Source organism: Sphingomonas dokdonensis (assembly GCF_002197685.1).
Lineage (GTDB): Bacteria > Pseudomonadota > Alphaproteobacteria > Sphingomonadales > Sphingomonadaceae > Sphingomonas > Sphingomonas dokdonensis.
The window spans coordinates 657,336-677,499 of the sequence record NZ_NBBI01000001.1 but is presented as its reverse complement, the minus strand read 5'-3'; the positions used below and the strand labels follow the sequence as shown (position 1 = coordinate 677,499).

The 20,164-nt window shown below is 65.4% G+C and carries 16 protein-coding genes; 7 read left to right on the top strand and 9 right to left on the bottom strand.

The genetic code is table 11. The features are described 5' to 3' along the window. Window positions 1-53: 53 nt before the first annotated feature. The 3 genes from SPDO_RS03145 to SPDO_RS03135 all read right to left on the bottom strand — a co-directional run bounded on the left by SPDO_RS03145 (window position 54) and on the right by SPDO_RS03135 (window position 3,632). Window positions 54-1,130: a phosphotransferase family protein gene (locus tag SPDO_RS03145; RefSeq protein ID WP_088365949.1), complete on the bottom strand. Its 1,077-nt coding sequence runs from the start codon at window positions 1,128-1,130 to the stop codon at window positions 54-56. Further along, window positions 1,127-2,218 (bottom strand): Zn-dependent alcohol dehydrogenase, encoded by a 1,092-nt coding sequence (locus SPDO_RS03140; RefSeq protein ID WP_088365948.1) that lies wholly within the window; start codon window positions 2,216-2,218, stop codon window positions 1,127-1,129. Before SPDO_RS03140 ends, SPDO_RS03145 begins: the two co-directional genes overlap by 4 nt. Window positions 2,219-2,312: 94 nt before the next feature. Then, the gene (locus SPDO_RS03135; protein WP_088365947.1) at window positions 2,313-3,632 is read right to left on the bottom strand and encodes an acyl-CoA dehydrogenase family protein; all 1,320 of its coding nucleotides are present in this window, start codon (window positions 3,630-3,632) and stop codon (window positions 2,313-2,315) included. 156 nt (window positions 3,633-3,788) lie between these two features. On the opposite strand from SPDO_RS03135, the gene SPDO_RS03130 reads away from it, so the two are divergent. Continuing rightward, entirely contained in the window at window positions 3,789-5,033 is a 1,245-nt protein-coding gene (locus SPDO_RS03130; RefSeq protein ID WP_088365946.1) for a TetR/AcrR family transcriptional regulator, read from the top strand. A 180-nt stretch (window positions 5,034-5,213) separates the two neighbouring features. On the opposite strand, the gene SPDO_RS03125 is transcribed toward SPDO_RS03130, so the two are convergent. From SPDO_RS03125 to SPDO_RS03105, 5 genes are all read right to left on the bottom strand, one after another. Beyond that, on the bottom strand, window positions 5,214-6,521 hold the full coding sequence (locus tag SPDO_RS03125) for a spinster family MFS transporter (RefSeq protein WP_088365945.1): 1,308 nt from the start codon (window positions 6,519-6,521) through the stop codon (window positions 5,214-5,216). Window positions 6,522-6,630: 109 nt separating this feature from the next. Beyond that, window positions 6,631-9,684 (bottom strand): TonB-dependent receptor plug domain-containing protein, encoded by a 3,054-nt coding sequence (locus SPDO_RS03120; RefSeq protein ID WP_158212135.1) that lies wholly within the window; start codon window positions 9,682-9,684, stop codon window positions 6,631-6,633. A gap of 171 nt (window positions 9,685-9,855) precedes the next feature. Next, window positions 9,856-10,920, bottom strand: coding sequence for an acyl-CoA dehydrogenase family protein (locus SPDO_RS03115; RefSeq protein ID WP_088365943.1), 1,065 nt, complete (start codon window positions 10,918-10,920; stop codon window positions 9,856-9,858). A 106-nt stretch (window positions 10,921-11,026) separates the two neighbouring features. Further along, on the bottom strand, window positions 11,027-12,247 hold the full coding sequence (locus SPDO_RS03110) for an acyl-CoA dehydrogenase family protein (RefSeq protein ID WP_088365942.1): 1,221 nt from the start codon (window positions 12,245-12,247) through the stop codon (window positions 11,027-11,029). A gap of 264 nt (window positions 12,248-12,511) precedes the next feature. Next, window positions 12,512-13,285, bottom strand: coding sequence for an SDR family NAD(P)-dependent oxidoreductase (locus SPDO_RS03105; RefSeq protein WP_245829035.1), 774 nt, complete (start codon window positions 13,283-13,285; stop codon window positions 12,512-12,514). 78 nt (window positions 13,286-13,363) lie between these two features. On the opposite strand from SPDO_RS03105, the gene SPDO_RS03100 reads away from it, so the two are divergent. The 6 genes from SPDO_RS03100 (at window position 13,364) to dcd (ending at window position 19,197) form a co-directional block, all read left to right on the top strand. Then, a complete protein-coding gene (locus SPDO_RS03100; RefSeq protein WP_088365940.1) occupies window positions 13,364-14,908 on the top strand; it encodes a class I adenylate-forming enzyme family protein in 1,545 nt (514 codons plus the stop codon). Continuing rightward, window positions 14,905-15,690 (top strand): thioesterase family protein, encoded by a 786-nt coding sequence (locus tag SPDO_RS03095; protein WP_088365939.1) that lies wholly within the window; start codon window positions 14,905-14,907, stop codon window positions 15,688-15,690. The genes SPDO_RS03100 and SPDO_RS03095 overlap by 4 nt, the downstream gene beginning before the upstream one ends. 140 nt (window positions 15,691-15,830) lie before the next feature. Next, on the top strand, window positions 15,831-16,427 hold the full coding sequence (locus tag SPDO_RS03090) for an EF-hand domain-containing protein (RefSeq protein ID WP_088365938.1): 597 nt from the start codon (window positions 15,831-15,833) through the stop codon (window positions 16,425-16,427). 79 nt (window positions 16,428-16,506) lie between these two features. Beyond that, complete coding sequence (locus SPDO_RS03085) at window positions 16,507-17,226, top strand: response regulator (RefSeq protein ID WP_088365937.1); 720 nt, start codon at window positions 16,507-16,509, stop codon at window positions 17,224-17,226. Beyond that, window positions 17,223-18,563, top strand: a complete 1,341-nt coding sequence (locus SPDO_RS03080) for a HAMP domain-containing sensor histidine kinase (protein WP_088365936.1) — start codon at window positions 17,223-17,225, stop codon at window positions 18,561-18,563. The genes SPDO_RS03085 and SPDO_RS03080 overlap by 4 nt, the downstream gene beginning before the upstream one ends. Before the next feature lie 79 nt (window positions 18,564-18,642). Further along, a complete protein-coding gene (gene dcd / locus SPDO_RS03075) occupies window positions 18,643-19,197 on the top strand; it encodes a dCTP deaminase (RefSeq protein WP_088365935.1) in 555 nt (184 codons plus the stop codon). A gap of 9 nt (window positions 19,198-19,206) precedes the next feature. On the opposite strand, the gene hslO is transcribed toward dcd, so the two are convergent. Next, on the bottom strand, window positions 19,207-20,115 hold the full coding sequence (hslO, locus tag SPDO_RS03070; protein WP_088366352.1) for an Hsp33 family molecular chaperone HslO: 909 nt from the start codon (window positions 20,113-20,115) through the stop codon (window positions 19,207-19,209). Window positions 20,116-20,164: the final 49 nt, after the last annotated feature.

Genomic DNA, 20,164 nt, shown 5'->3' with positions numbered 1-20,164 from the left:
TCCCTCACTGCCCCGCTCCCCGGCCCTCTCCCCGCAAGCGGGAAGAGGCAGAATTACTGGGTTGCCCCCGCCTTCACCGCAAAGTCCCACGCCGCGTCGGCCAGCATCGGCACCCGTGCGCTGGTCGCCTCGGCATTCGCGCTTGATGCCGTGCCGATCAGGAACCGCTTGCGGATGCCCTGGACAATCGACGCCAGTCGGAACAGGTTGAACGCCAGCAGCCAGTTAAGGTCGGGCACCCCGTCGCGCCCGGTCTTCTCGCAATAGCGCGCCACCACCTCGTCAACCGTCGGAATGCCCGTCTCCGGCCCGGTCAGCCCCATCACGCCCGAGCGGCCCTCGGGCTCCGTCACCCAGCTGATCAGGAAATAGCTGAGATCGGCCAGCGGATCGCCGGTCGTGCACAATTCCCAGTCGAGCACCGCCGCAACGCGCGGCTCCAGCCCCGGTGCGAACTTCATGTTGTCGCAGCGGTAGTCGCCATGGACGATCGTGGTGCGGGTTTGTTCGGGAATGGTCTTCGGCAGCCATTCGATCAGCCGCTCCATCGCCGGCATATGCTCGGTTTCGGCCCCGCGATATTGCTTCGTCCAACGGCTCACCTGGCGCTCGAAATAATTGCCGGGCCGCCCGAAATCACCCAGCCCGATCGCCTCGTGATCGACATTGTGCAGCGCCGCCAGCGTGTCGATCATCGCATGGTAATGGTCGCGCCGCTGCTCGGCCGTCATGCCGGGGAAGGATCCGTCCCAGATCGTGCGCCCGTCCACCATGTCCATGACATAGAAAGCCGAGCCGATGACGCCGTCGTCCTCGCACAGGCCGAATTGCTCGGGCGCAGGAAAGCCGGTGCCGTTCAGCGCCTTCATCACGCGATATTCGCGATCGACCTGGTGCGCAGACGGCAACAGCTCGCCCATCGGTTTGCGCCGCAGCACGTAATTGCGCCCCGGCGTCATCAGCTTGTACGTCGGGTTGGACTGACCACCGGCGAACTTGGCATAGGTCAGCGGCCCGGAAAAACCGGGCACGTTCGCTTCCATCCACGCCGACAGCTTGTCCGTGTCGAGCCGGTCGCGCTCGGCGACGTCCGCCTGAAGGCTGGTATCTTCCGCGACGGCGCTGCTCATTGATCGAACACGATCACGCTGCGCGTCGCATCGCCCTTGCGGAGCTCGTCAAACGCTTCGTTGATCTTGGTGAGCGGCAGACGCTCGGCGATGATCGTGTCGAGATCGAGCATGCCGCGCATGTAGAAATCGACCAGCCGCGGAATATCGACCGGAAAGCGGTTCGACCCCATGATCCCGCCCTGCAGCTTCTTGCCCGAGAGAAGCTCCATGGCGGACAGGCCGACCTTCTGGTCGAGCGGCATCATGCCGAGGATCGTCGCGGTGCCGCCGCGACGCAGCACGTCCACCGTGGTCTGCGCCGATTGCGGCCGACCGACCGCCTCGATCGCATGGTGAACGCCGCCCTTGGTCAGCTCGACCACTTCGCCAACCACACCTTCCTTCATCGGATCGAAGGTGTGCGTCGCGCCCAGCTTCTCCGCGACGGCGCGCTTTTCCGCCACCGGATCGAGCGCGATGATCTTGCCCGCGCCGGCGATCTTGGCAGCATTCACCGCAGCAAGGCCGATGCCGCCGCAGCCGACGACGCAGACCGTCTCGCCCGGCGTCACGTCGGTGGTGTTGAACACCGCACCTGCCCCAGTGGTCACCGCGCAGCCGATCAGCGCGGCACGATCGAGCGGCATTTCCGGGTCGATCGCCACGCAGGCATGCTCGTGGATTAGCATCTGTTCGGCATAGGCCGACAGGTTCAGCATCTGGTTGACGTTGCCGCCGCTCGCCAGCTTCAGCCGCGGCTCGGCCTTGGAGCCACGCCGCGTCTCGGCGCTGACGCACAGGAACATGCGACCGGTGATGCAGAATTCGCAGTGGCCGCAGAAGGCGGAAAGGCAGGTGACGACCGCATCGCCCACCTTAACGGTGCGCACCTCGCTGCCCACTGCCTCGACGATGCCCGCCGCCTCATGGCCCGGGATCGCCGGCAGCGGATGAGGATAGGCGCCGTCGACGAAGTGCAGGTCGGACCGGCACACGCCGCACGCCACAGTGCGGATCAGCACCTCGTGCGGGCCGGGCTTGGATACGACGACGTCCTCGATCTGGAGCGGCGCCTTGGTTTCGAAGATAACTGCGGCTTTCACGATCTCTCTCCCATGCCCCCGCCGGCGCCGAACCCCTCGCCTGTCGTGCAGACCGCACGATCAGCGAGAAGCTCGGCGCGAGCGACGCAAATCTAGTTCAGCGCGACACCCCGATGTCGCCGCTCGACACCTCGGCACTGCTGCGCGGCGCGCCGCGGTCGTTGGCGATGTCCGCCTTCCAGTCGCCGTATTTGCCGAATTCGTTGCGCGCGATCGCACGGGCATGAACCTCGTCCGGGCCGTCGGCGAGACGCAGCGTGCGCTGCGAGGCCCAGGCATGCGCCAGCCCGTAATCCTCCGCCACGCCGCCGCCGCCGTGCGCCTGCACCGCATCGTCGAGGATGCGCAGCGCCATGTTGGGCGCGAACACCTTGATCATCGCGATTTCCTGGCTCGCAGCCTTGTTGCCCGCCGCGTCCATCGTCTGCGCCGCCTTGAGGCACAGCAGCCGCGTCATCTCGATCTCGATCCGGCCCTGCGCGACGCGCTGTTCCCATACCGAATGGTCGGAAATGCGCTTCCCGAACGCGACGCGGCTGAGCAGGCGCTTGGCCATCTTCTCCAGGCCCACCTCCGCGACGCCGATGGTGCGCATGCAGTGATGGATGCGGCCCGGCCCAAGGCGCCCCTGCGCGATCTCGAACCCGCGTCCTTCGCCGAGGATCACATTTTCCACCGGCACGCGCACGTTGGTGAAGCTTACCTCGCCGTGGCCGTGCGGGGCATGGTCATAGCCATAGACCGACAGCATGCGCTCGATCTTGATGCCCGGCGTGTCCATCGGCACGAGGATCTGGCTCTGCTGCTGGTGGCGCGAGCCCTCGAAGCTCGTCTTGCCCATCAGAATGCCGATCTTGCAGCGCGGATCGCCCACGCCCGACGACCACCACTTCACGCCGTTGATCACATAATGGTCGCCGTCACGCTCGATCCGCGTCTCGATATTGGTCGCGTCCGACGAGGCAACCGCCGGCTCGGTCATCAGGAAGACCGAGCGGATCTCGCCGTTCATCAGCGGGCGCAGCCACTTTTCCTTCTGCTCCAGCGTGCCGTAGCGGTGCAGCACTTCCATGTTGCCCGTGTCCGGCGCGGAGCAATTGAAGCATTCGCTGGCCCAGCCGATCTTGCCCATCTCTTCGGCGCACAAGGCATATTCGAGATTGGTGAGCTGCGTCCCCTCGAACTCGAAGGTGTCGTCGACGTGCTGCTGCCCGGAGTGCGGCGGCATGAAGAAATTCCACAGCCCGGCTTCCTTTGCCTTGGCCTTCACTTCCTCGATGACGGGAATGACCTTCCACCGGTCGCCATGATGCGCCTGCTCGTGATATTCGGCCTGGCGCGGCGCGATCTCCGCGTCGATGAAGGCCTTCACGCGGTCCCGAAAATAGGTCTCGCGCTCGGTCAAGGTGAAGTCCATCGCATCCCTCCGCTTCGCTGTTTGACGCCGGCTGTAAAGCGTACCGCATCTTCGGACAAGCGCATGAATCGATCGGCAGCGCCATGTTTCAGGTGAGGCGGCAACATCCTCATAAAAGGACTGTTCGTTCGAAAAATTGTCGCTAAAGTTGATGGGATGCAAGCCACGGGGGAACCGGGCGGCGCTGGGGAGGAGCTGGGCACGCGCCGCTTTCGAGCGAAGCGCGAGGCCATCCTCGCTGCCGCTGCCGATGCCATCAACGAACAAAGCGCCAAGGGCATGACCTTTGCCGATGTCGCGCGTCGCGTGGGGCTGAACACCACCAGCGTCACCTATTATTTCAAGCGCAAGGAAGATCTCGCCGCCGCCGCGTTCGAGCATACGCTAGACTATCTGCTCGTCATGCTCGACACGGCGATGGAGGCGGACACGCCGGAAGCGCGCGTCGAACGCTACGTGGCGCTCAACATGGCACGGCTGGCGCGGGTGCAGCGCGGCGAGGAACGCCAGATCGCCGGGCTCTCGGATCTTCGCGCGATGGAGGACCCGGTGCGCGGCCGTCTGATGGCGGGCTGGCGTGAGGTGTTTCGCCGCGCGCGCGGTCTGTGGGGGCCGGCGAGCACGCGCGCGCAGACGGATCTGAACGGTGCGCGCGCGCATGTGCTGATGGAGAACACCTTCTGGCTGCCGGTCTGGCTGAACCGCTACGACATGGATCAGCTACCGCGGATCGAAGCGCGCGTGATGGACGTGTTCCGACACGGGCTCGCCGCCGGCAACGCCAGTTGGGCCGCTGGGCCCCTCACCCTGCCGCAGGATTCGGTGGAGGGCCGCGACGCGTTTCTTCATGCGGCGACGCGGCTGATCAACGAGCTTGGCTATCGCGGCGCCTCCGTGCAGCGCATCGCCAGTGAGTTGAACGTTACCAAGGGCAGCTTCTACCACCATCTCGATGCCAAGGACGACCTGGTCATTGCCTGCTATCGTCGCAGCTTCGACACGATCTCTGCGGCGCAGCGGCTGGCGGACGAAGCCGGCGGATCGCATTGGGATCGGCTGTGCGCGATGTTCGCCACGCTGCTGGAGGTGCAATTCTCCGAAACGGGGCCGCTGCTACGCACCACCGCGCTCAGCGGACTGCCGACCTCAGTGCGCGCGACCATGGTGGATCGCTCGAATCGGATTGCGCGCCGTTTCGCCGGCACGATCTCGGACGGGATTGCGGAAGGCACGATCCGCGCGGTCGATCCGCTGGTCGCCAGCCAGTTGGTGATGGCGTTCCTCAATGCCGCGTTCGACATGCGCAAATGGGCCTGGGCGATGCCGCGCGAGCGCGCCGTGGCGCTTTATGCCTCGACGCTGGCGTTTGGCATGTTCGACGAGCGCGTGATCGACGCCTGAGCCGCGCACCCGCCGGCATCATTAATCTGGAGAGGCCGCGGCTTGGCCGTTCAGTAGGCGTCGATCGCTCGAGCGGCGTCGGCGTGAAAGCCGCGCCGCCCGTATCAGATCAAGTGCAACAGAACAGCGATGGCGACCCGGCGGGATTCCCGGATCCCGCCAGTTCGCCCGAGCGATCGCTCAGGCGGCTGCCTCCTGCCGCTTCATCAGCACGCCCGCCCGCCAATAGTGGAAGATGCCCCAAGGCGTCAGCATCGCTACCGAGAACATCGCCCAGCGCAGCGACTCCGCGCCATAGGTGGGGCGCAGCATATCGCTGACCTGCCCCACGGCGAACGGCCCGACGCCCAGCCCCAGCAGACTGGTCGACAACAGCGTCAGCGCCGCCCAGGTCGCGCGCAGCCGCAGCGGCGCCAGATGCTGGATCATCGCATAGGTCGGGCCGATATACGCGCCGGCGAAAATAGCCGCGACGAAATAGCTGCCGAGCGCCAGCACGAGATTGTCGACGAAGTAGAAGCCGAGCGCGAAGGGAAAGGCGACAAGCTTCATGATCATGACCACGAAACTCTGCGCATAGATCCCTTTGCTCTTGGCCGCGCGATCGCAGAACCAGCCACCGATCATCGCCGAAAAGCCGGCAACAAAGGCAGCGGGAAGCGCGACATATTTGGAAACGTCCAGCATCGACATGCCGAGCGAGCGCTGCATGTAGCTTGGTCCCCAGCCGGTTACGGCATAGCCGACCAGCGAGGTGATCGTGATCGCCGCCACCAAGTGAAAGGCGGCGCGATTATGCCACAAGGTGGCAATGCCCTTCCACAGCCCCATGGCAGGCGCATCCGCCGGCGCGGCCGGTGCCTGCCCGTCCGACAGGCCGCGGCGCGGCTCCACGACGAACAGCTTCATGATGATGGCAAGCAGAATGCCCGGCAAACCGACCACCATCATGGCAGCACGCCAGCCGTACGAATGCGCGACGAAGCCGCCGATCACGATGCCGAGCCCGCCGCCCAGCAGCACCCCCAACGAATAGATCGCCATGGCGCTCGCGCGCTTTTCGGGTGGGTAGAGATCCGCGATGATCGACTGGCTCGGCGGGCCGAACCCGGCCTCGCCGATCCCGACACCGATGCGCGCCAGCATCAGATGGGTAAAATTCTGCGCCAGCCCGCATAGCGCGGTCATGCCGCTCCAGACGGCAAGGCTGATCGCGATGATGTTGCTGCGGCTGGATCGATCCGCCAGCCGCGCGATCGGCAGGCCGAGCGTTGCGTAGAACAAGGCAAAGATCAGGCCGGAGAGCAGGCCGAGCTGCGTATCGGAAAGCTTCAGGTCCGCCTTGATCGCCTCCAGCAGGATGGCGAGGATCTGCCGATCCATGAAGCTGAAGAAATAGGCGATCGTCAGCAGTGCCAGCGTCCAGCCTCTGCGCCGGAGAGCCCGCGCGTCGCGCTCGTCCTGCGACCAGGTGGTGCTGGCATCCATCTTGCTCTCCTTTTTTCTATTCTCGGGCGAAATCTTAGCCAAGCATCGGCGCTAAGTCAGCCTGTCATGCTGGCGGCAATGTTTCGCTACAAACATTGCCGCCATGCCATCAGAACCGCTGCGAAACGGCCGCCTTCAAAGTGAAACCGAGCGGCGATGCGGTGAAGCTGTCGTAGTTTGGATCCAGCCGGGCGAACGGTGGATCGCGATCGAAGATGTTTACCGCCGCAAGGGTGAAGGTCGTGCCGCTGTCGAGCGCGAGCCGGTAGGTCGCATCAAACGTGCGCCACGAGCCGATCTCCTTGCCGCGCGTGTTGGCGACCCCGCCCAATGCGCCCAGGTTCGGCCCGAAGATCCCGGCGCCGCGTTGGTCCGTGTAGCCGTCGACATAGTTGAACTGCAGCCGCAGCGAATGCGGCCCGCTGTCGCCCTGCACGTACCAGTTTCCACGCCATTGCGGGATGGGGTAAGATGTCGTCTGAAAGTTCAGCTTGCCCACCGCGTCGAACGACGGCTGGACCAGCACGCCCTCCACCAGGAGATCATTGACCTTATAGTCGATCACATACGTGGCCGCGCCGCCCACCATCATCTCAACCGGGCCAAGCTCACCACGGTAACTGGCGGTGAAGTCGAGACCGGAGGTCTTCACGTCGGCGCTGTTGAACACCTGCGTGCGCAAGCGGCTGACATTGTTGATGCCACATCCCGCCGCGTTGAAGGTGAAGCGCGACTGAAGCGCTGCGAACGCCGGGTTGCCGCAATTGGCCACGCCATTTGCGCCGAACAACGCATTGGTCAGGCCCGAGACGGGCTCGGATTCGATCGGTCCGGCGAACTCATAGCGCCAGTAATCGAGGCTGGCATTGAATGGCCCGCGATCGATCAGCACGCCGGCATTGTAGGTGGTCGCGCTCTCCGGCGTCAGATTGGGATTGCCGAACACTTCAACGGCGCGGAAGCCGGTGCCGATCACCTGCAGCGACACGACCGAGCCGGACAGGTTCTGCGGCGGCGGCCCGCGGAAGCTGGTGCCAACGCCGCCACGCAAACCGAGCCAGTCGGTCAGTTCGATCTTCAGACGCGCCTGCGGATCGAAGGTGGAGCCCACCGCGCCGCGATAATCCTCGTAGCGAGCGGACAGCTGCAGGTTGACCGCATTGGTAATCGGCACCTGCAATTCGGCGAACAGCGCATAAACGTCGGCGTCGGCATCCTGATCGGGGTTGGTGCCCAGGAAACCGAGCGCGCCAGTGCGCGGATTGCACGTCGCATTGGGGTTCAGCGGCGTCCCGGGGCATGGATTAGTAGCGATGTTCGCATCCGCATTCAGGCGGCGCTGGAAGGTGTTCTTGCGATACTGCCCACCGAAAGCGAAGCCGACGTCGTCGTCGGCCCACAGGCGCAGCCCCGTCCGACCCGACAGCGAAATGTCGGCGACATATTGCTGCGTCCGGATCTTCGTATTCGGCGTGCGGAAGAACAGGTCGATCGTCGACAGGTCGTTGATCAACCCAGCACCCGGCGCGAGATTGAAGCCCGCCGGATTGCGCGACCCGGCGAAATTCGGGTTCGTCACGCCGGACACGGCATTGGCCGATACGCTGGTCGAAAACGGATTGAAGAACGTGCAGCCGTTGGTGCCGGCCAGCCCGGCGAGCTGAACCGGCGTCAGCCCCGCGCGCGAGGCCGTGCTCGCATAAGCGCAGTTCGGCCCGCCGAAGCCGGCCAGCGCATTCTGCAGAAGATCGCCAAACGAGTCGGTGCCATCGTAATCGCGATCATACTGGCTGAAGGTGAAGCCGGTGGCGAAGTCGATGCTGCTCGACAGCTGGACGTTCACGTCCGCGGTGAAGCGGAAGGCTTCCGTATCGCGCTTCGACACCGCCGAGCCGCGATCGTTGCTGCCATTCTTGAACAGCGGATTGCCGCTCAGCAGGAATGGGCGGAACAGCACCGGCAGGCCGATCGCGCTGTCTAGCGCGCCCGAGGCCCCGCGCGAGCAGCCCGCTTGCGCACCGTACAGCGTGCAATAATCGCGCAGCGCGGGCGCATAGCCGGGGATCACGAACAACGAGCCATTGCCGAACGCCGCGTTGGTGGACGGCGGCAGGGTCGGCAGATAGCTCGGCGAACTGGTGACGCGCGTGTTGGTGAAGGAATAAAGACCCGTGAGGCGCAAGGACGCGTTATCGGCAACGTCGAACTCGGTTTCGACATAAGCCTGCATCCGTTCCTCTGGCTCGATGAGATTATCGAACTGGCCGAAATTCGTGAAGCAGCGATCCGTGTTTGATCCCGGCGCGCTACGGAACCCGCCCAATCCCTCACAGCCAAGGTCGGTCGTCAGGTTGATGCCGCCCACCGTGCCGTTGAAATCGTAATTGCCCGGGTTGCCGCCGCCGGTCCACGCACCCTGCGGGTTTTCGGGATATGGCCGGATGGCAAAATCGCGATCGGTAAAGCGCAGTTCCGAGCGGCGTTGATAACCGACCGCCGCGAACACGCGGAAATCGTCCTGCTTGTGGCCGAACGAAGCGGCGCCGCCGTAATCGCCCTTTGAGCCATCGATCCAGCGGTAATCGCCGGACACGAGGAAACCTTCCTGATCGGTTCGGGTGATGAAGTTGACCACGCCGGCGATCGCGTCCGAGCCATAGGTGGCGGCCGCACCGTCCTTCAGGATCTCGATGCGCCCGATCGCAGCGACAGGAAACATGTTCACGTCGACGATCGGAATGCCGAGCCCCGACGGGACCATGCGCTTGCCGTTCAGCAGGACCAGGGTGCGTTGCGGCCCAAGTCCGCGCAGGTTGACCGAGGCGACGCCTTCGGAACCTTGCGCGCGGTTGTCGAATTGGTTGGCGTCGCCCACCGTGCCGTTTGCGACCGTCAGATTCTTCAGCAGGTCGACCGCACTCGGCGCCCCCTGCTTGGCCAATTCTTCGCTGGAGATCACATCGACGGGAACGGCGAGATTTTCGGGCGTGCCGCGAATCAGCGTGCCGGTGACGACGATGTCGGGGGCCGAGCTTGCCTGATCAACATTCGGAGAGGTCTGCGCCGGGGTAGGATCTCCCCCGATCTGTGCCTGTGCCGAGCCGATCGCAATGACCCAAGCAAGCGCAGCCGCGCTCACCCGGGCGAAAGATACTTTCGCCATTTCTCTCTCCCATGCTGGGTTGGCATCTAGCTGCGCCATACCCGTTCATCGAATAGACGACGCAGGTTCCCCAAGGTCAAGCACGAAAGTGTTCGAAAAGAGAGGCACCACAGAAAAACGGCGGCGATCCTGAGGGATCACCGCCGCCGTACCCATTAGTTGGAACAGGTTTCAATAACCGTTGAGGCGCGCGAAGCGATCGCGGTGGTACGACGCCGTGCCCCACATGTTCTCGAGCACTGCCGAGCGCTTCAGGTACAAGCCCGCATCATATTCGTCGGTCATGCCGACGCCGCCGTACAGCTGCACCATCTCGCGGCTGACGAGCCGAAGCGTGTCGTTCGCCACCGCCTTGGCGAGGCTCACTGCCTGATCCACGTCGGACCGCCCGGCGTCGATCGCCTCCAGCGCGCCCTCGACCGCGGAGCGCATCAGCTCGAGCTCGGTCTTCATCTTGGCCATGCGATGCTGCAGCGCCTGGAACGTCGAGAGCACCTGGCCGAATTGCACGCGCTGCTTGAGGTAATCGAGCGTCTGGTTGAACGCGCTGTCCGCCATGCCTAGCATCTCCGCGGTGGTGACGGCGGTGGCGCGGTCGACGATCGCCTGAGTCAGATCGGTGCCGCCCAGCTTCTCCGCCGGCGCATTGGTGAAGGTCACATCCGCATGGCTGCGATTGTCCACCATCTTGCGCGAGGCGACTGACACGCCCTCGCCGGCGGGCACCAGGTACAGGCCATCGGCAGCAGCAACCACGAACACGTCTGCGCCATCACCTTCGGCGACGAACTTCTTGGTACCGGTCAGCTTGCCGCCCGATACGCTTGCAGTGATCGCGCCGCCGTGAACCGGCCCCTCGTCGATGGCGAGCGTCGCCACCGCCTCACCGGCAGCGAGCTTCGACAGCCATTCCTGCTTCGACTTGTCCGATCCGCCCATCACGATCGCACTGGCCGCCACGGCAGTAGACGACAGCGGCGACACTGCGAGATTTCGCCCGAGCTGCTCGACCACGAGACCAAGCGAGAGATAGCCAAACGCCGTACCGCCGAATTCTTCGGGGATGACGATGCCGGACCAACCCATCTGGCCGATGGTGGTCCATGCCTCCGCATCGAAGCCCTTTGCAGGCGCCGCGTCGCGCAGCTTGCGGAAAGCCGTGGTGGGCGATTCATTGTTCGCCCATTCGCGGGCCATGTCCCGCAACATCACTTGTTCGTCGTTCAACAACGCCATGCCCTGAAACCTTTTCTCGAAAGACCTGCCGGGGAGGAGAAGCGTCTGGCGCGCTTCTCCTCGACCCGGCCCTCTCCGACGCGTGTCTTTCCGCGCCTAACCGAACTTACTGGTGATCCAGCATCCCAAGGATGCGCTTGGCGATCACGTTGTTCTGGATCTCCGACGAGCCGCCGTAGATCGACACGGCCTTGCCCCACAGCCAGGTGCGCGTCTGTGCGATCTCTTCCTGGGAGAAGCCTTCGCCTTCCCAGCCGAGGCCCTGCATGCCCATGATCTCGATCGCCAGCTCGGCGCGATCCTGCGTGATCCGCGCGCCGACATTCTTCATGACGCTCGTTGCCGCCGACGGCCCGGCATTGCCCTTAGCCTCCAACGCCGCGCGGCGCAGCGTCAAGGCAAAGGCACGCTGGTCCATCTCGTGCTTGATGATGCGGGTGCGCAGGTCGCTGTCCGCCAGCTTGCCGCTTTCGTCCAGCTCGCGATACTTCTTGGCAATCGACGGGATCTGCTCGCCCTGGTTCATCCGGCCCTGCGAGCCGCCGCCGCCCGACAGCGAGTTGCGCTCGTGCTGCAACAGGCGCGTGCCGATCTCCCAGCCCTGCCCCTCGCGGCCGACCAGATTTTCCTTGGGCACCTTCACGTTGGAGAAGAAGGTTTCGCAGAACGGCGACGCGCCGGAGATCAGCTTGATCGGGCGCGTTTCAACGCCCTCGGCATCCATGTCGATCAGCAGAAAGCTGATGCCGGCATGCTTCTGCGTCTTGTCGGTACGCACGAGCGCAAAGCACTTGTCCGCCCACTGTCCGCCGCTCGTCCAGGTCTTCTGACCGTTGACGATGTAATGATCGCCCTTGTCCTCGGCAAAGGTCTGCAGGCTCGCGAGATCCGAGCCCGCGCCCGGCTCCGAATAGCCCTGGCACCAGCGGACTTCGCCTTTGACGATGCCGGGGATATGCTGCTGCTTCTGCTGTTCGTTGCCGTATTCGAGCAGCGTCGGGCCGAACATCATCACGCCCATGCCGCCGATCGGGTTCCACGCCCCGATCCGCATCATCTCCTCGCCCAGCAAACGCGCCTGTTCGCGCGTCAGGCCACCGCCGCCATATTCCTTCGGCCAGGTCGGGACGCCCCAACCCTTGGCGCCCATCGCCTCGCGCCATGCCTTCTGATCCGGCGTCTCGTCGGTCGGGCCGTCCACGGCGGACATCGCATTGTCCTTGCCACGCAGGCTCAGCGGGAAATTCGCCTCCAGCCAGGCACGCGCTTCCTGGCGGAAGCCGTCAGCCGAATCGGCGGAACGGTCTAGTTCGGCGGCAGTTGCCATCAATCTCTTCTCCGAAACCAATCTGAAGATCGGGTATGGCCGCGACATGGCACATTTCCGCGGCCGAGCAAAGGGACAACCCGCATCGGTTCGGCTGGATCGATCAAACCGGGTAAAGCGGTGCTGTGATACGCACGTCTGCGCTCCCGATTGGTGATGCCGCCGTCATCCGCGACTCTCTCCCCTCGGTTCAAGCGGGCTGCCGATCGTCGTCCCAAGCAGCAGCCCACGTCGTGGATGCGATCGCTACCCCCGTTTGCGCCGCTATCCCTCGCGCCCCGGTCGTCGGCTGCCGCCGGTATCGAGATGGAAGCCCGCATCGACGCGCAGCACCTCGCCAGTGATCGCGCGATTGGCAGGGTCGAGCAGCAATTCGATCGGGCCGGCGATATCCTCCGCCTGCGGCGCCATCGCCATCGGCGTGCGCGCCGCGATGGTGCGATCGAGCTTCGCCTTCCCTTCCAGCCCCAGCGCCTTTTCGAACCAGCCGGTGCCGACATAGCCAGGCGCCACCGCGTTGACTCGGATCGCCGGCGCCAGCACCCGCGCCAGGCTCTGCGTCATGGTGATCAGCGCCCCCTTCGATGCGGCATAGGCGATGGAGGAGCCGACGCCGTGCAGCCCCGCGATCGAGGCCACGTTCACCACCGCACTCATCGGGCCCTCGCGCATCGCCGGCGCACAGGCGCGCACCATCTGAAAGGCGGCAATCGTGTTCAGTCGATAGATATCGACGAAGTCCTCGGCGTCGAGGCCATCCAGATCCTCATGCGCGACATGCTTGGTTCGGCCGGCATTGTTCACCAGAAAGTCCAGCCGCCCGAACGTGTCCACCGCCGCCGCCGCCAGCTTCCGACACGCGGCGTCATCGGCGATATCGGCCTGCACCGCAATGGCGCCCTTGCCCACTTCGTTCGCCAGCGCCTCCGCATCCGCCTTGCTATGTGCATAGTTGATCACGCAGGCGACGCCGCGCGCGGCAAGCCGCCGCACCACCGCCGCGCCGATCCCCGTTCCGCCGCCTGTAACGATTGCCACCGACCCTTGCATATCCCGCTCCTCAGATTTTGAAGGTCGCGTATGGCATTCGCCGAAGCGTGCGGCTAGCGACGTCATATGGAGAGTATCGCAGACCAGCTCGCACAGCCGTTTGGCACCCTGCCCGACCTGATCCGTCGCCATGCCGCCGAGCAGCCGGACAAGATCGCCATCACTGATGGCGACGACGAGCTGACCTATCGCGCACTCGACACGATCATGGATCGCGCCGCCGCGGCGCTACAGCGCGACGGCACGGTGCAGGGCCAGGCGGTGGCCATGGTCAGCTATCCCAGTGTCGCACAGGCGGCCGTGTTCCTTGCGGCAGTGCGCGCCGGATCGATCGCGGCGCCGATCCAGCCGTCCGCCACGCCGGAGCAGATCGCCGGCATGATCGCGGACAGCGGCGCCAATCTCGTCTTCCTCGATGCCGCCAACGCCGCCGCACTCGCCGCCGAGCAGCTAGCGGCACGGGTCATCATGCTGGAAGACCTCGCCGCGTGGCTTGCCCCAGAGGGCGCACAGCCTGCCCCTGCCGAGATCAAGCCGGACGATGGCTTCAACATCATCTATTCTTCCGGCACCACCGGCATTCCGAAGGGGATCGTGCAGAGCCACGCGATGCGCTGGCAGCATCTGTCGCGCAACAGCGGCGCGGGCTTTGACACCGCCGTCACACTGCTCGCCACGCCGCTTTATTCGAACACCACGCTCGTCAGCTTCCTGCCGACGCTCGCCTGGGGCGGCACGGTGGTGCTGATGAAGAAGTTCGACGCGCATCGCTATCTGGAGCTCGCCCAACATTATCGCGCGACGCACACCATGCTGGTGCCGGTTCAATATCAGCGGATCATGGCGCTGCCCGATTTCGACCGCTTCGACCTGACGACCTTCCGCTTCAAGACCTGCACCTCCGCGCCGTTCAAGGCGGAGCTGAAGCGCGACGTCGTCACCCGCTGGCCCGGCAAGCTGGTGGAATATTACGGCATGACCGAAGGCGGCGCGTCCTTCATCCTGGTCGCCGACGAGCACCCCGACAAGCTCCACACCGTAGGCAAGCTGTCGCCCGGCCACGAGGCGATCCTGCTCGACGATGAGGGCAACGAGGTCGGACCGGGCGAGATGGGCGAGATCGTCGGCCGGTCGCCCGCGATGATGAACGGCTATCACAAGCGCGAGGGCGCGACGCGCGACGCCGAATATTACGACGCGGACGGTAATCGCTGGATCCGCCACGGCGACGTCGGCCGGATTGATGAGGACGGGTTCCTGATCCTGATGGATCGGAAAAAGGACATGATCATCTCCGGCGGGTTCAACATCTATCCGTCCGATCTGGAGGCGGTGCTGGCGCAGCATCCGGCGGTCGCCGACTGCACCGTCGTTGGCGTGCCCAGCGACGATTGGGGCGAGACGCCGGTCGGCTTCTACGTGCCGCGCGGCGATGCGCAGGCGAGCGCGGAGGAGGTGCGCGCCGCCACCAACGCGAAGCTGGGCAAGACGCAGCGGCTGGCGGCGCTCTACGTCACCGACGAGCTGCCGCGCAGCGCCATTGGCAAGGTATTGAAGCGGGAGCTGCGCGATCAGCTCGCCGCCGGACGTTTTGGGGGAACAGCGGCATGACGAGCTTGGCGACGATCTTGAACAACCTGGAGCCGGTGGCCGAGGGTATCGGCTGGCGCGGCGAAATCCCCGACGGCTGGCTCCAGGGCCGCACCGCCTACGGCGGCCTTTCATCCGCGATCGCGCTCCACTGCGCCATGCAGTCGGAGCCCGACCTACCGCCGCTCCGCTCCGCGCAGGTGAGCTTCATCGGCCCGCTCGCCGGCCCGATCATGGTGACGACGCACAAGCTGCGGCGCGGCAAGAACGCTGCCTTTATCCAGGCCGATATCGAAAGCGAGGCAGGGCTCGGCCTTCGCTGCACCTTTGTCTTCATGCGCGCGATCGAGAGCGAGGTGGATTTTGCCACCACGACCGTGCCCGACTTCAAGCAACCTGGGCCGGACGATACGACCTACAAGGGGCACCCCGTCGTTGCCTTCACCCAGAACTTCGAATTTCTCGATCGTCGCGACGGGCCCAACCTGCAACCCGCCGAATGGCTGCGCTGGACGCGCCTGAACGAGCGCGAGGGGATCGATCCGATGGTGGAGCTGCTGGCGATCGGCGATTGCCTGCCGCCCGCCGCGCTGCGGCTGCTCGGCCGCAATGTGCCGATGAGCTCGCTCACCTGGATCCTCAACGTTCTGGGTCCGACGCCCCGCACCGAAGACGGCTGGTGGCTGCTGCGCTCCAATGCAGATTACGCGCGCGCCGGCAGTTCGTCGCAGCAGATGGGCATCTGGAACAGCGCGGGCGAGATGGTGGCCGAACAGATGCAATCGGTGGCGGTCTTCGCCTGAGGGAGCCTGATCACAGCCGGGCACGCGGGACAAATTGCGACAAATTTCCCGCGCCCCGGCACAGTCGCGCGACAGGGTGGTTTCATAACGGCCTCATCGACGGGGATCGGACCCGTCCAGTTGAAGGACCAACAACCGCAATGAAACGCCTCCTCATCGCCGCCGCGCTGGGCGCCACCGCCATCACCGGCATCGCTACCGCGCAAACCCCGACGCAGCAGCAGAACGCACGCGGCATGCGCGGCATGGCCGCCGCCGACCAGAACGGCGACGGTGTCGTCACCCGCGCGGAGGCAACCGCCGCCGCCGACGCGATGTTCGCGCGCATGGACAAGAACCGCGACGGCAAGCTGTCGGCGGACGAGCGCCCCGGCCGCCGCGGCAAGGCGACCGGCGAGATCACCCAGCAGCAGTTCCGCGAGCACGCCATGAAGCGCTTCGACCGCATGGACGCCAACAAGGACGGTCGCATCGATCAGGCCGAGCGGACCGCCATGCGTGCGAACCGCGGCGAGCATCGCCGGGGCGGGATGCGCCACGGTGGCGGCGGCATGGGCATGATGATGCGTGCCGACACCAACCGCGACGGCGTCATCACCAAGGCGGAGGCGACCGCCGCCGCCGCCGCGATGTTCGACCGCTTCGACACCAACAAGGATGGCCGCATCGACCAGGCCGAGCGCGACGCCGCTCGCGGCCAGATGAAGGGCATGCGCGGCGCGCCTCGGGCGAACTGACGCACCTCACCCCCTGCACCGGGCGCATCGCGTCGCCCGGTGCTTCCCGCGGAACAATGACATGCTAGACGGCAGCCCCATGGCCGATACGCCCCACCTCCTTCTCGTCGATGACGAACGCTCGATCCGCGAGCCACTGGCGCAATATCTCACCAAGCAGGGCTTTCGCGTCACGCAGGTCGGCGATGCCGAGGCCGCGCGCACGCGGCTCGGCGCCTATGCCATCGATCTGGTGGTGCTCGACATCATGATGCCGGGCGAGGACGGGCTCAGCCTGTGCCGCTATATTCGCGCGACCAGCGATACGCCCGTGATCCTGCTGACCGCCCGCACCGAGGAGACGGACCGGATCATCGGCCTCGAAATGGGCGCCGACGATTACATGGTGAAGCCCTTCTCCCCACGTGAGCTCGCCGCGCGGATCAAGGTGGTGCTGCGCCGCCTGCAGGCTGGCGGCACACGCCAGCACGCGCCCGATGCCGCCGCCTATGCCTTTGCCGGCTGGATCCTCAAGACGGGCGAACGCACGCTGGTGGATCATGAGGGCGTCGCCGTCCCGCTTTCGACCGGCGAGTTCAACCTGCTGAACGCGTTGGTCACGCGGCCGCGACAGGTGCTGACGCGCGACCAATTGCTCGATCTGACGCAAGGGCGCGAGGCCGCCGCGTTCGATCGCGCGATCGACAATCAGGTCAGCCGGTTGCGCAAGAAGATCGAAACGGACGTGAAGAACCCGCAGCTGATTAAAACTGTCTGGGGCGGCGGCTACACGCTGGCGGCCGAAGTCACCCGGCTGTGAGCCGGCTGTTGCCGCGCAGCCTGTCGGGGCAGCTTGCACTGCTGCTCGCGCTGGCGCTGTTCGCGGCACAGGCGATCAACCTTGCGCTGGTGCTGCGCGAACGCTCCACTTTCCGCCTTGCCCAGGCGACCCGCCCCGCCGCCGTTCGCATCGCCGATGCGCTCGATCGCAACGGCGAGAACCTTGCGCGCGGCGAGCGTACACGTGTGCGCCGACGCATGGTCAATCCGATTCCGCGCAATCTGGAGCGTATGCCGCAGGTCGCTGCCGAATTGCGCGAGCAACTTGCCGAGCTTGGGATCGCGCCCGGCCAGATCGATACGGGTCTGCGCCCTTGGCAAGAGCGACCGCGCCGGCGTGACCGGGACTTCGGCGGCCGATCGAGCGACATGCTGATGATCGCGGTGCAGCTTCAGGACGGCACCTGGCTCACCACCGCGTCGCATTGGCCACGACGCGACAACCGCATCCTGTGGGCGCTGCTCGCCCAGACCGCGATCATCTATATCCTGATCCTGCTCCCAGTTTTGTGGATCACGCGCCGCATCTCGCGCCCGCTGCGCGGCCTTTCCAGCGCCGCCCGCCGCTTCACCCCGCGCGAGGATCTGCCGCCGGTCGCCGTGGAGGGGCCGAGCGACGTGCGCGACGTGATCACCGCCTTCAACGGCCTGGCGCGCCGCGTCACCGCCATGCTCGACGAGAAGGACCGCATGCTCGGCGCGATCGGCCACGATCTGCGTACGCCGCTGGCGGCGCTGCGCGTGCGGATCGAATCGGTCGAGGACGAGCAGGACCGCACCCGCATGGCGGAAACGATCGCCGAGATGAGCCGGACGCTCGACGACATCCTGTCGCTGGCGCGGCTTGGCCGGCCGAGCGAGCCGGCGACCGATGTCGATCTCACTGCCCTGGTCGATGCCGTGGTGGACGATTTCCGCGACCTGGGCGCCGACGTCCTGTTCGACGAGGTGGAGCGCGTCCGCATGCACCTGCGCCCCACGCTCTTCCGCCGCGCGATCCGCAACCTCATCGAGAATGCGATCAAATATGCCGGCGCCACCGAAGTCACCATCATCGCTGATACGCGCCAGGTGCAGGTGTGCGTCGCCGATCGCGGCCCCGGCATACCCGATGACGGCCTGACGCGCGTGTTCGATCCTTTCACCCGCCTGGAAAGCTCGCGCAGCCGCGAAACGGGCGGGATCGGCCTCGGCCTCGCGCTGGCGCAGGCGATCGTTCATGACGCCGGCGGCACCATCACCCTGTCGAACCGCGAGGGTGGCGGCCTTCTGGCGGTGATCGCCCTTCCCGCGCCCCGACCGCAGCGGCATCCCTGACCGGCACGACACCGCAGCGATCTGCACTTGCCAGCACCGGCGCACGCGGCGATTAGCCGCCGCGCAGGGGAGCCACGCAATGTCCATTCTATCCGACCGCTGGATTCGCGAGCAGGCGCAAAATCATGGCATGATCGAACCGTTTGTCGAGGCACAACGGCGCGACGGCTGCATCAGCTACGGGCTCAGTTCCTACGGCTATGACGCGCGCGTCGCCGACGATTTCAAGATCTTCACCAACGTCGATTCTGCCACAGTCGACCCGAAGGATTTCGCCGCCAACAGCTTCGTCGACCGAAAGACCGACGTGTGCATCATCCCGCCCAACAGCTTCGCGCTTGCCCGCACGGTGGAATATTTCCGCGTGCCGCGCGACGTGCTGGTCATCTGCCTCGGCAAATCGACTTATGCACGCTGCGGTATCATCGTGAACGTCACCCCGCTGGAGCCCGGCTGGGAGGGGCATGTGACGCTGGAATTCTCCAACACCACGCCGCTCCCGGCCAAGATCTACGCCAACGAGGGCGCCTGCCAGTTCCTGTTCCTGCAGGGCAACGAGCCGTGCGAGATCAGCTACGCCGATCGCGCCGGCAAATACATGGGCCAGCGCGGCGTCACCCTGCCGCGCCTCTGAAGCCGTTTCTCAGTCTGCCAGCTCGGCAACCTTGATCGGAAACGTAATCGAGCAAAAGGCGCAATCCACGCCGATCACGCCATTCTCGTCCGCCATCGCCAGCCGCTCCTCCTCCGGGAACTTGGCGAGAACCGAACGAATGTGATCCATGTCGCAGCGGCATCCGCGCGACAGGCCGGTGCTGGCGAGCACGCGCACCTCATCCTCTTCGTTAAACAGCCGCCACAGCAGCGTCTCCAGCGGCAGCGCGGGGTCGGCGAGCTCGTCCGCCCCCATCGTCGCCCCCAGCGCCGCGACATGCTCCCACTCGGGGTGGTCCAGCTTGGTATGTAGCCGCTCGCGCCCGTCCTCACCCTCCGGCAGATGCTGGAGCAGCAGCCCGCCCGCGACGCACAGTCCGTCGCGCTTGGCAAAGCCCACGCGCACCTGCGTCGGGATCTGCTCGGATTGCGTGAAATAGCTTTGCACCGCATCCGCCAGCCGATCGCCATCGAGCGGCACGATGCCCTGATAGCGCTCGCCACTCGCCGCCAGATCGAACGTGATCGCGAGATAGCCCTGCCCGAACAGCGCAAAGAGCGTCGGATCGGCCGGCGCTTCGGCCAGCCGGTCGGCGTCGAACTGGACATAGCCGCGGATCTCGCCACCACGATAATCGCACACTAGCAGGCGCACGACGCCCTGCTCACTTTGCGTCTGCAGCGTCAGTTGCCCGTTCACGTCCTTCAACGTCGCGCCAACCAGCGCGGTCAGCGTGAGCGCCTCGGCCAGCAACGCCTCGATCGCGGGCGGATAGGCGTGCACCGCCAGGATCGAATCGAGCACTGGCCCCAGCCGCACCATCCGCCCGCGCGCATTCTGCGCCGGGATGGTGAAGCCGATCGCTCGGTCAAGATCATGGGTCGTCGTGTCGGGCATGGTCATCATCCGCTGAGCCTGTGGAGGCCCCGTCCGCATTGCTCAGGGA

Coding starts and splice junctions, on each gene's coding strand:
- SPDO_RS03135 (WP_088365947.1), bottom strand. CDS start 3,632: ATGGACTTCACCTTGACCGAGCGCGAGACCTATTTTCGGGACCGCGTG.
- SPDO_RS03115 (WP_088365943.1), bottom strand. CDS start 10,920: ATGGCGTTGTTGAACGACGAACAAGTGATGTTGCGGGACATGGCCCGC.
- SPDO_RS03085 (WP_088365937.1), top strand. CDS start 16,507: ATGGCCGATACGCCCCACCTCCTTCTCGTCGATGACGAACGCTCGATC.
- SPDO_RS03095 (WP_088365939.1), top strand. CDS start 14,905: ATGACGAGCTTGGCGACGATCTTGAACAACCTGGAGCCGGTGGCCGAG.
- SPDO_RS03120 (WP_158212135.1), bottom strand. CDS start 9,684: ATGGCGAAAGTATCTTTCGCCCGGGTGAGCGCGGCTGCGCTTGCTTGG.
- SPDO_RS03110 (WP_088365942.1), bottom strand. CDS start 12,247: ATGGCAACTGCCGCCGAACTAGACCGTTCCGCCGATTCGGCTGACGGC.
- SPDO_RS03145 (WP_088365949.1), bottom strand. CDS start 1,130: ATGAGCAGCGCCGTCGCGGAAGATACCAGCCTTCAGGCGGACGTCGCC.
- SPDO_RS03100 (WP_088365940.1), top strand. CDS start 13,364: ATGGAGAGTATCGCAGACCAGCTCGCACAGCCGTTTGGCACCCTGCCC.
- dcd (WP_088365935.1), top strand. CDS start 18,643: ATGTCCATTCTATCCGACCGCTGGATTCGCGAGCAGGCGCAAAATCAT.
- SPDO_RS03090 (WP_088365938.1), top strand. CDS start 15,831: ATGAAACGCCTCCTCATCGCCGCCGCGCTGGGCGCCACCGCCATCACC.
- hslO (WP_088366352.1), bottom strand. CDS start 20,115: ATGCCCGACACGACGACCCATGATCTTGACCGAGCGATCGGCTTCACC.
- SPDO_RS03130 (WP_088365946.1), top strand. CDS start 3,789: ATGCAAGCCACGGGGGAACCGGGCGGCGCTGGGGAGGAGCTGGGCACG.
- SPDO_RS03125 (WP_088365945.1), bottom strand. CDS start 6,521: ATGGATGCCAGCACCACCTGGTCGCAGGACGAGCGCGACGCGCGGGCT.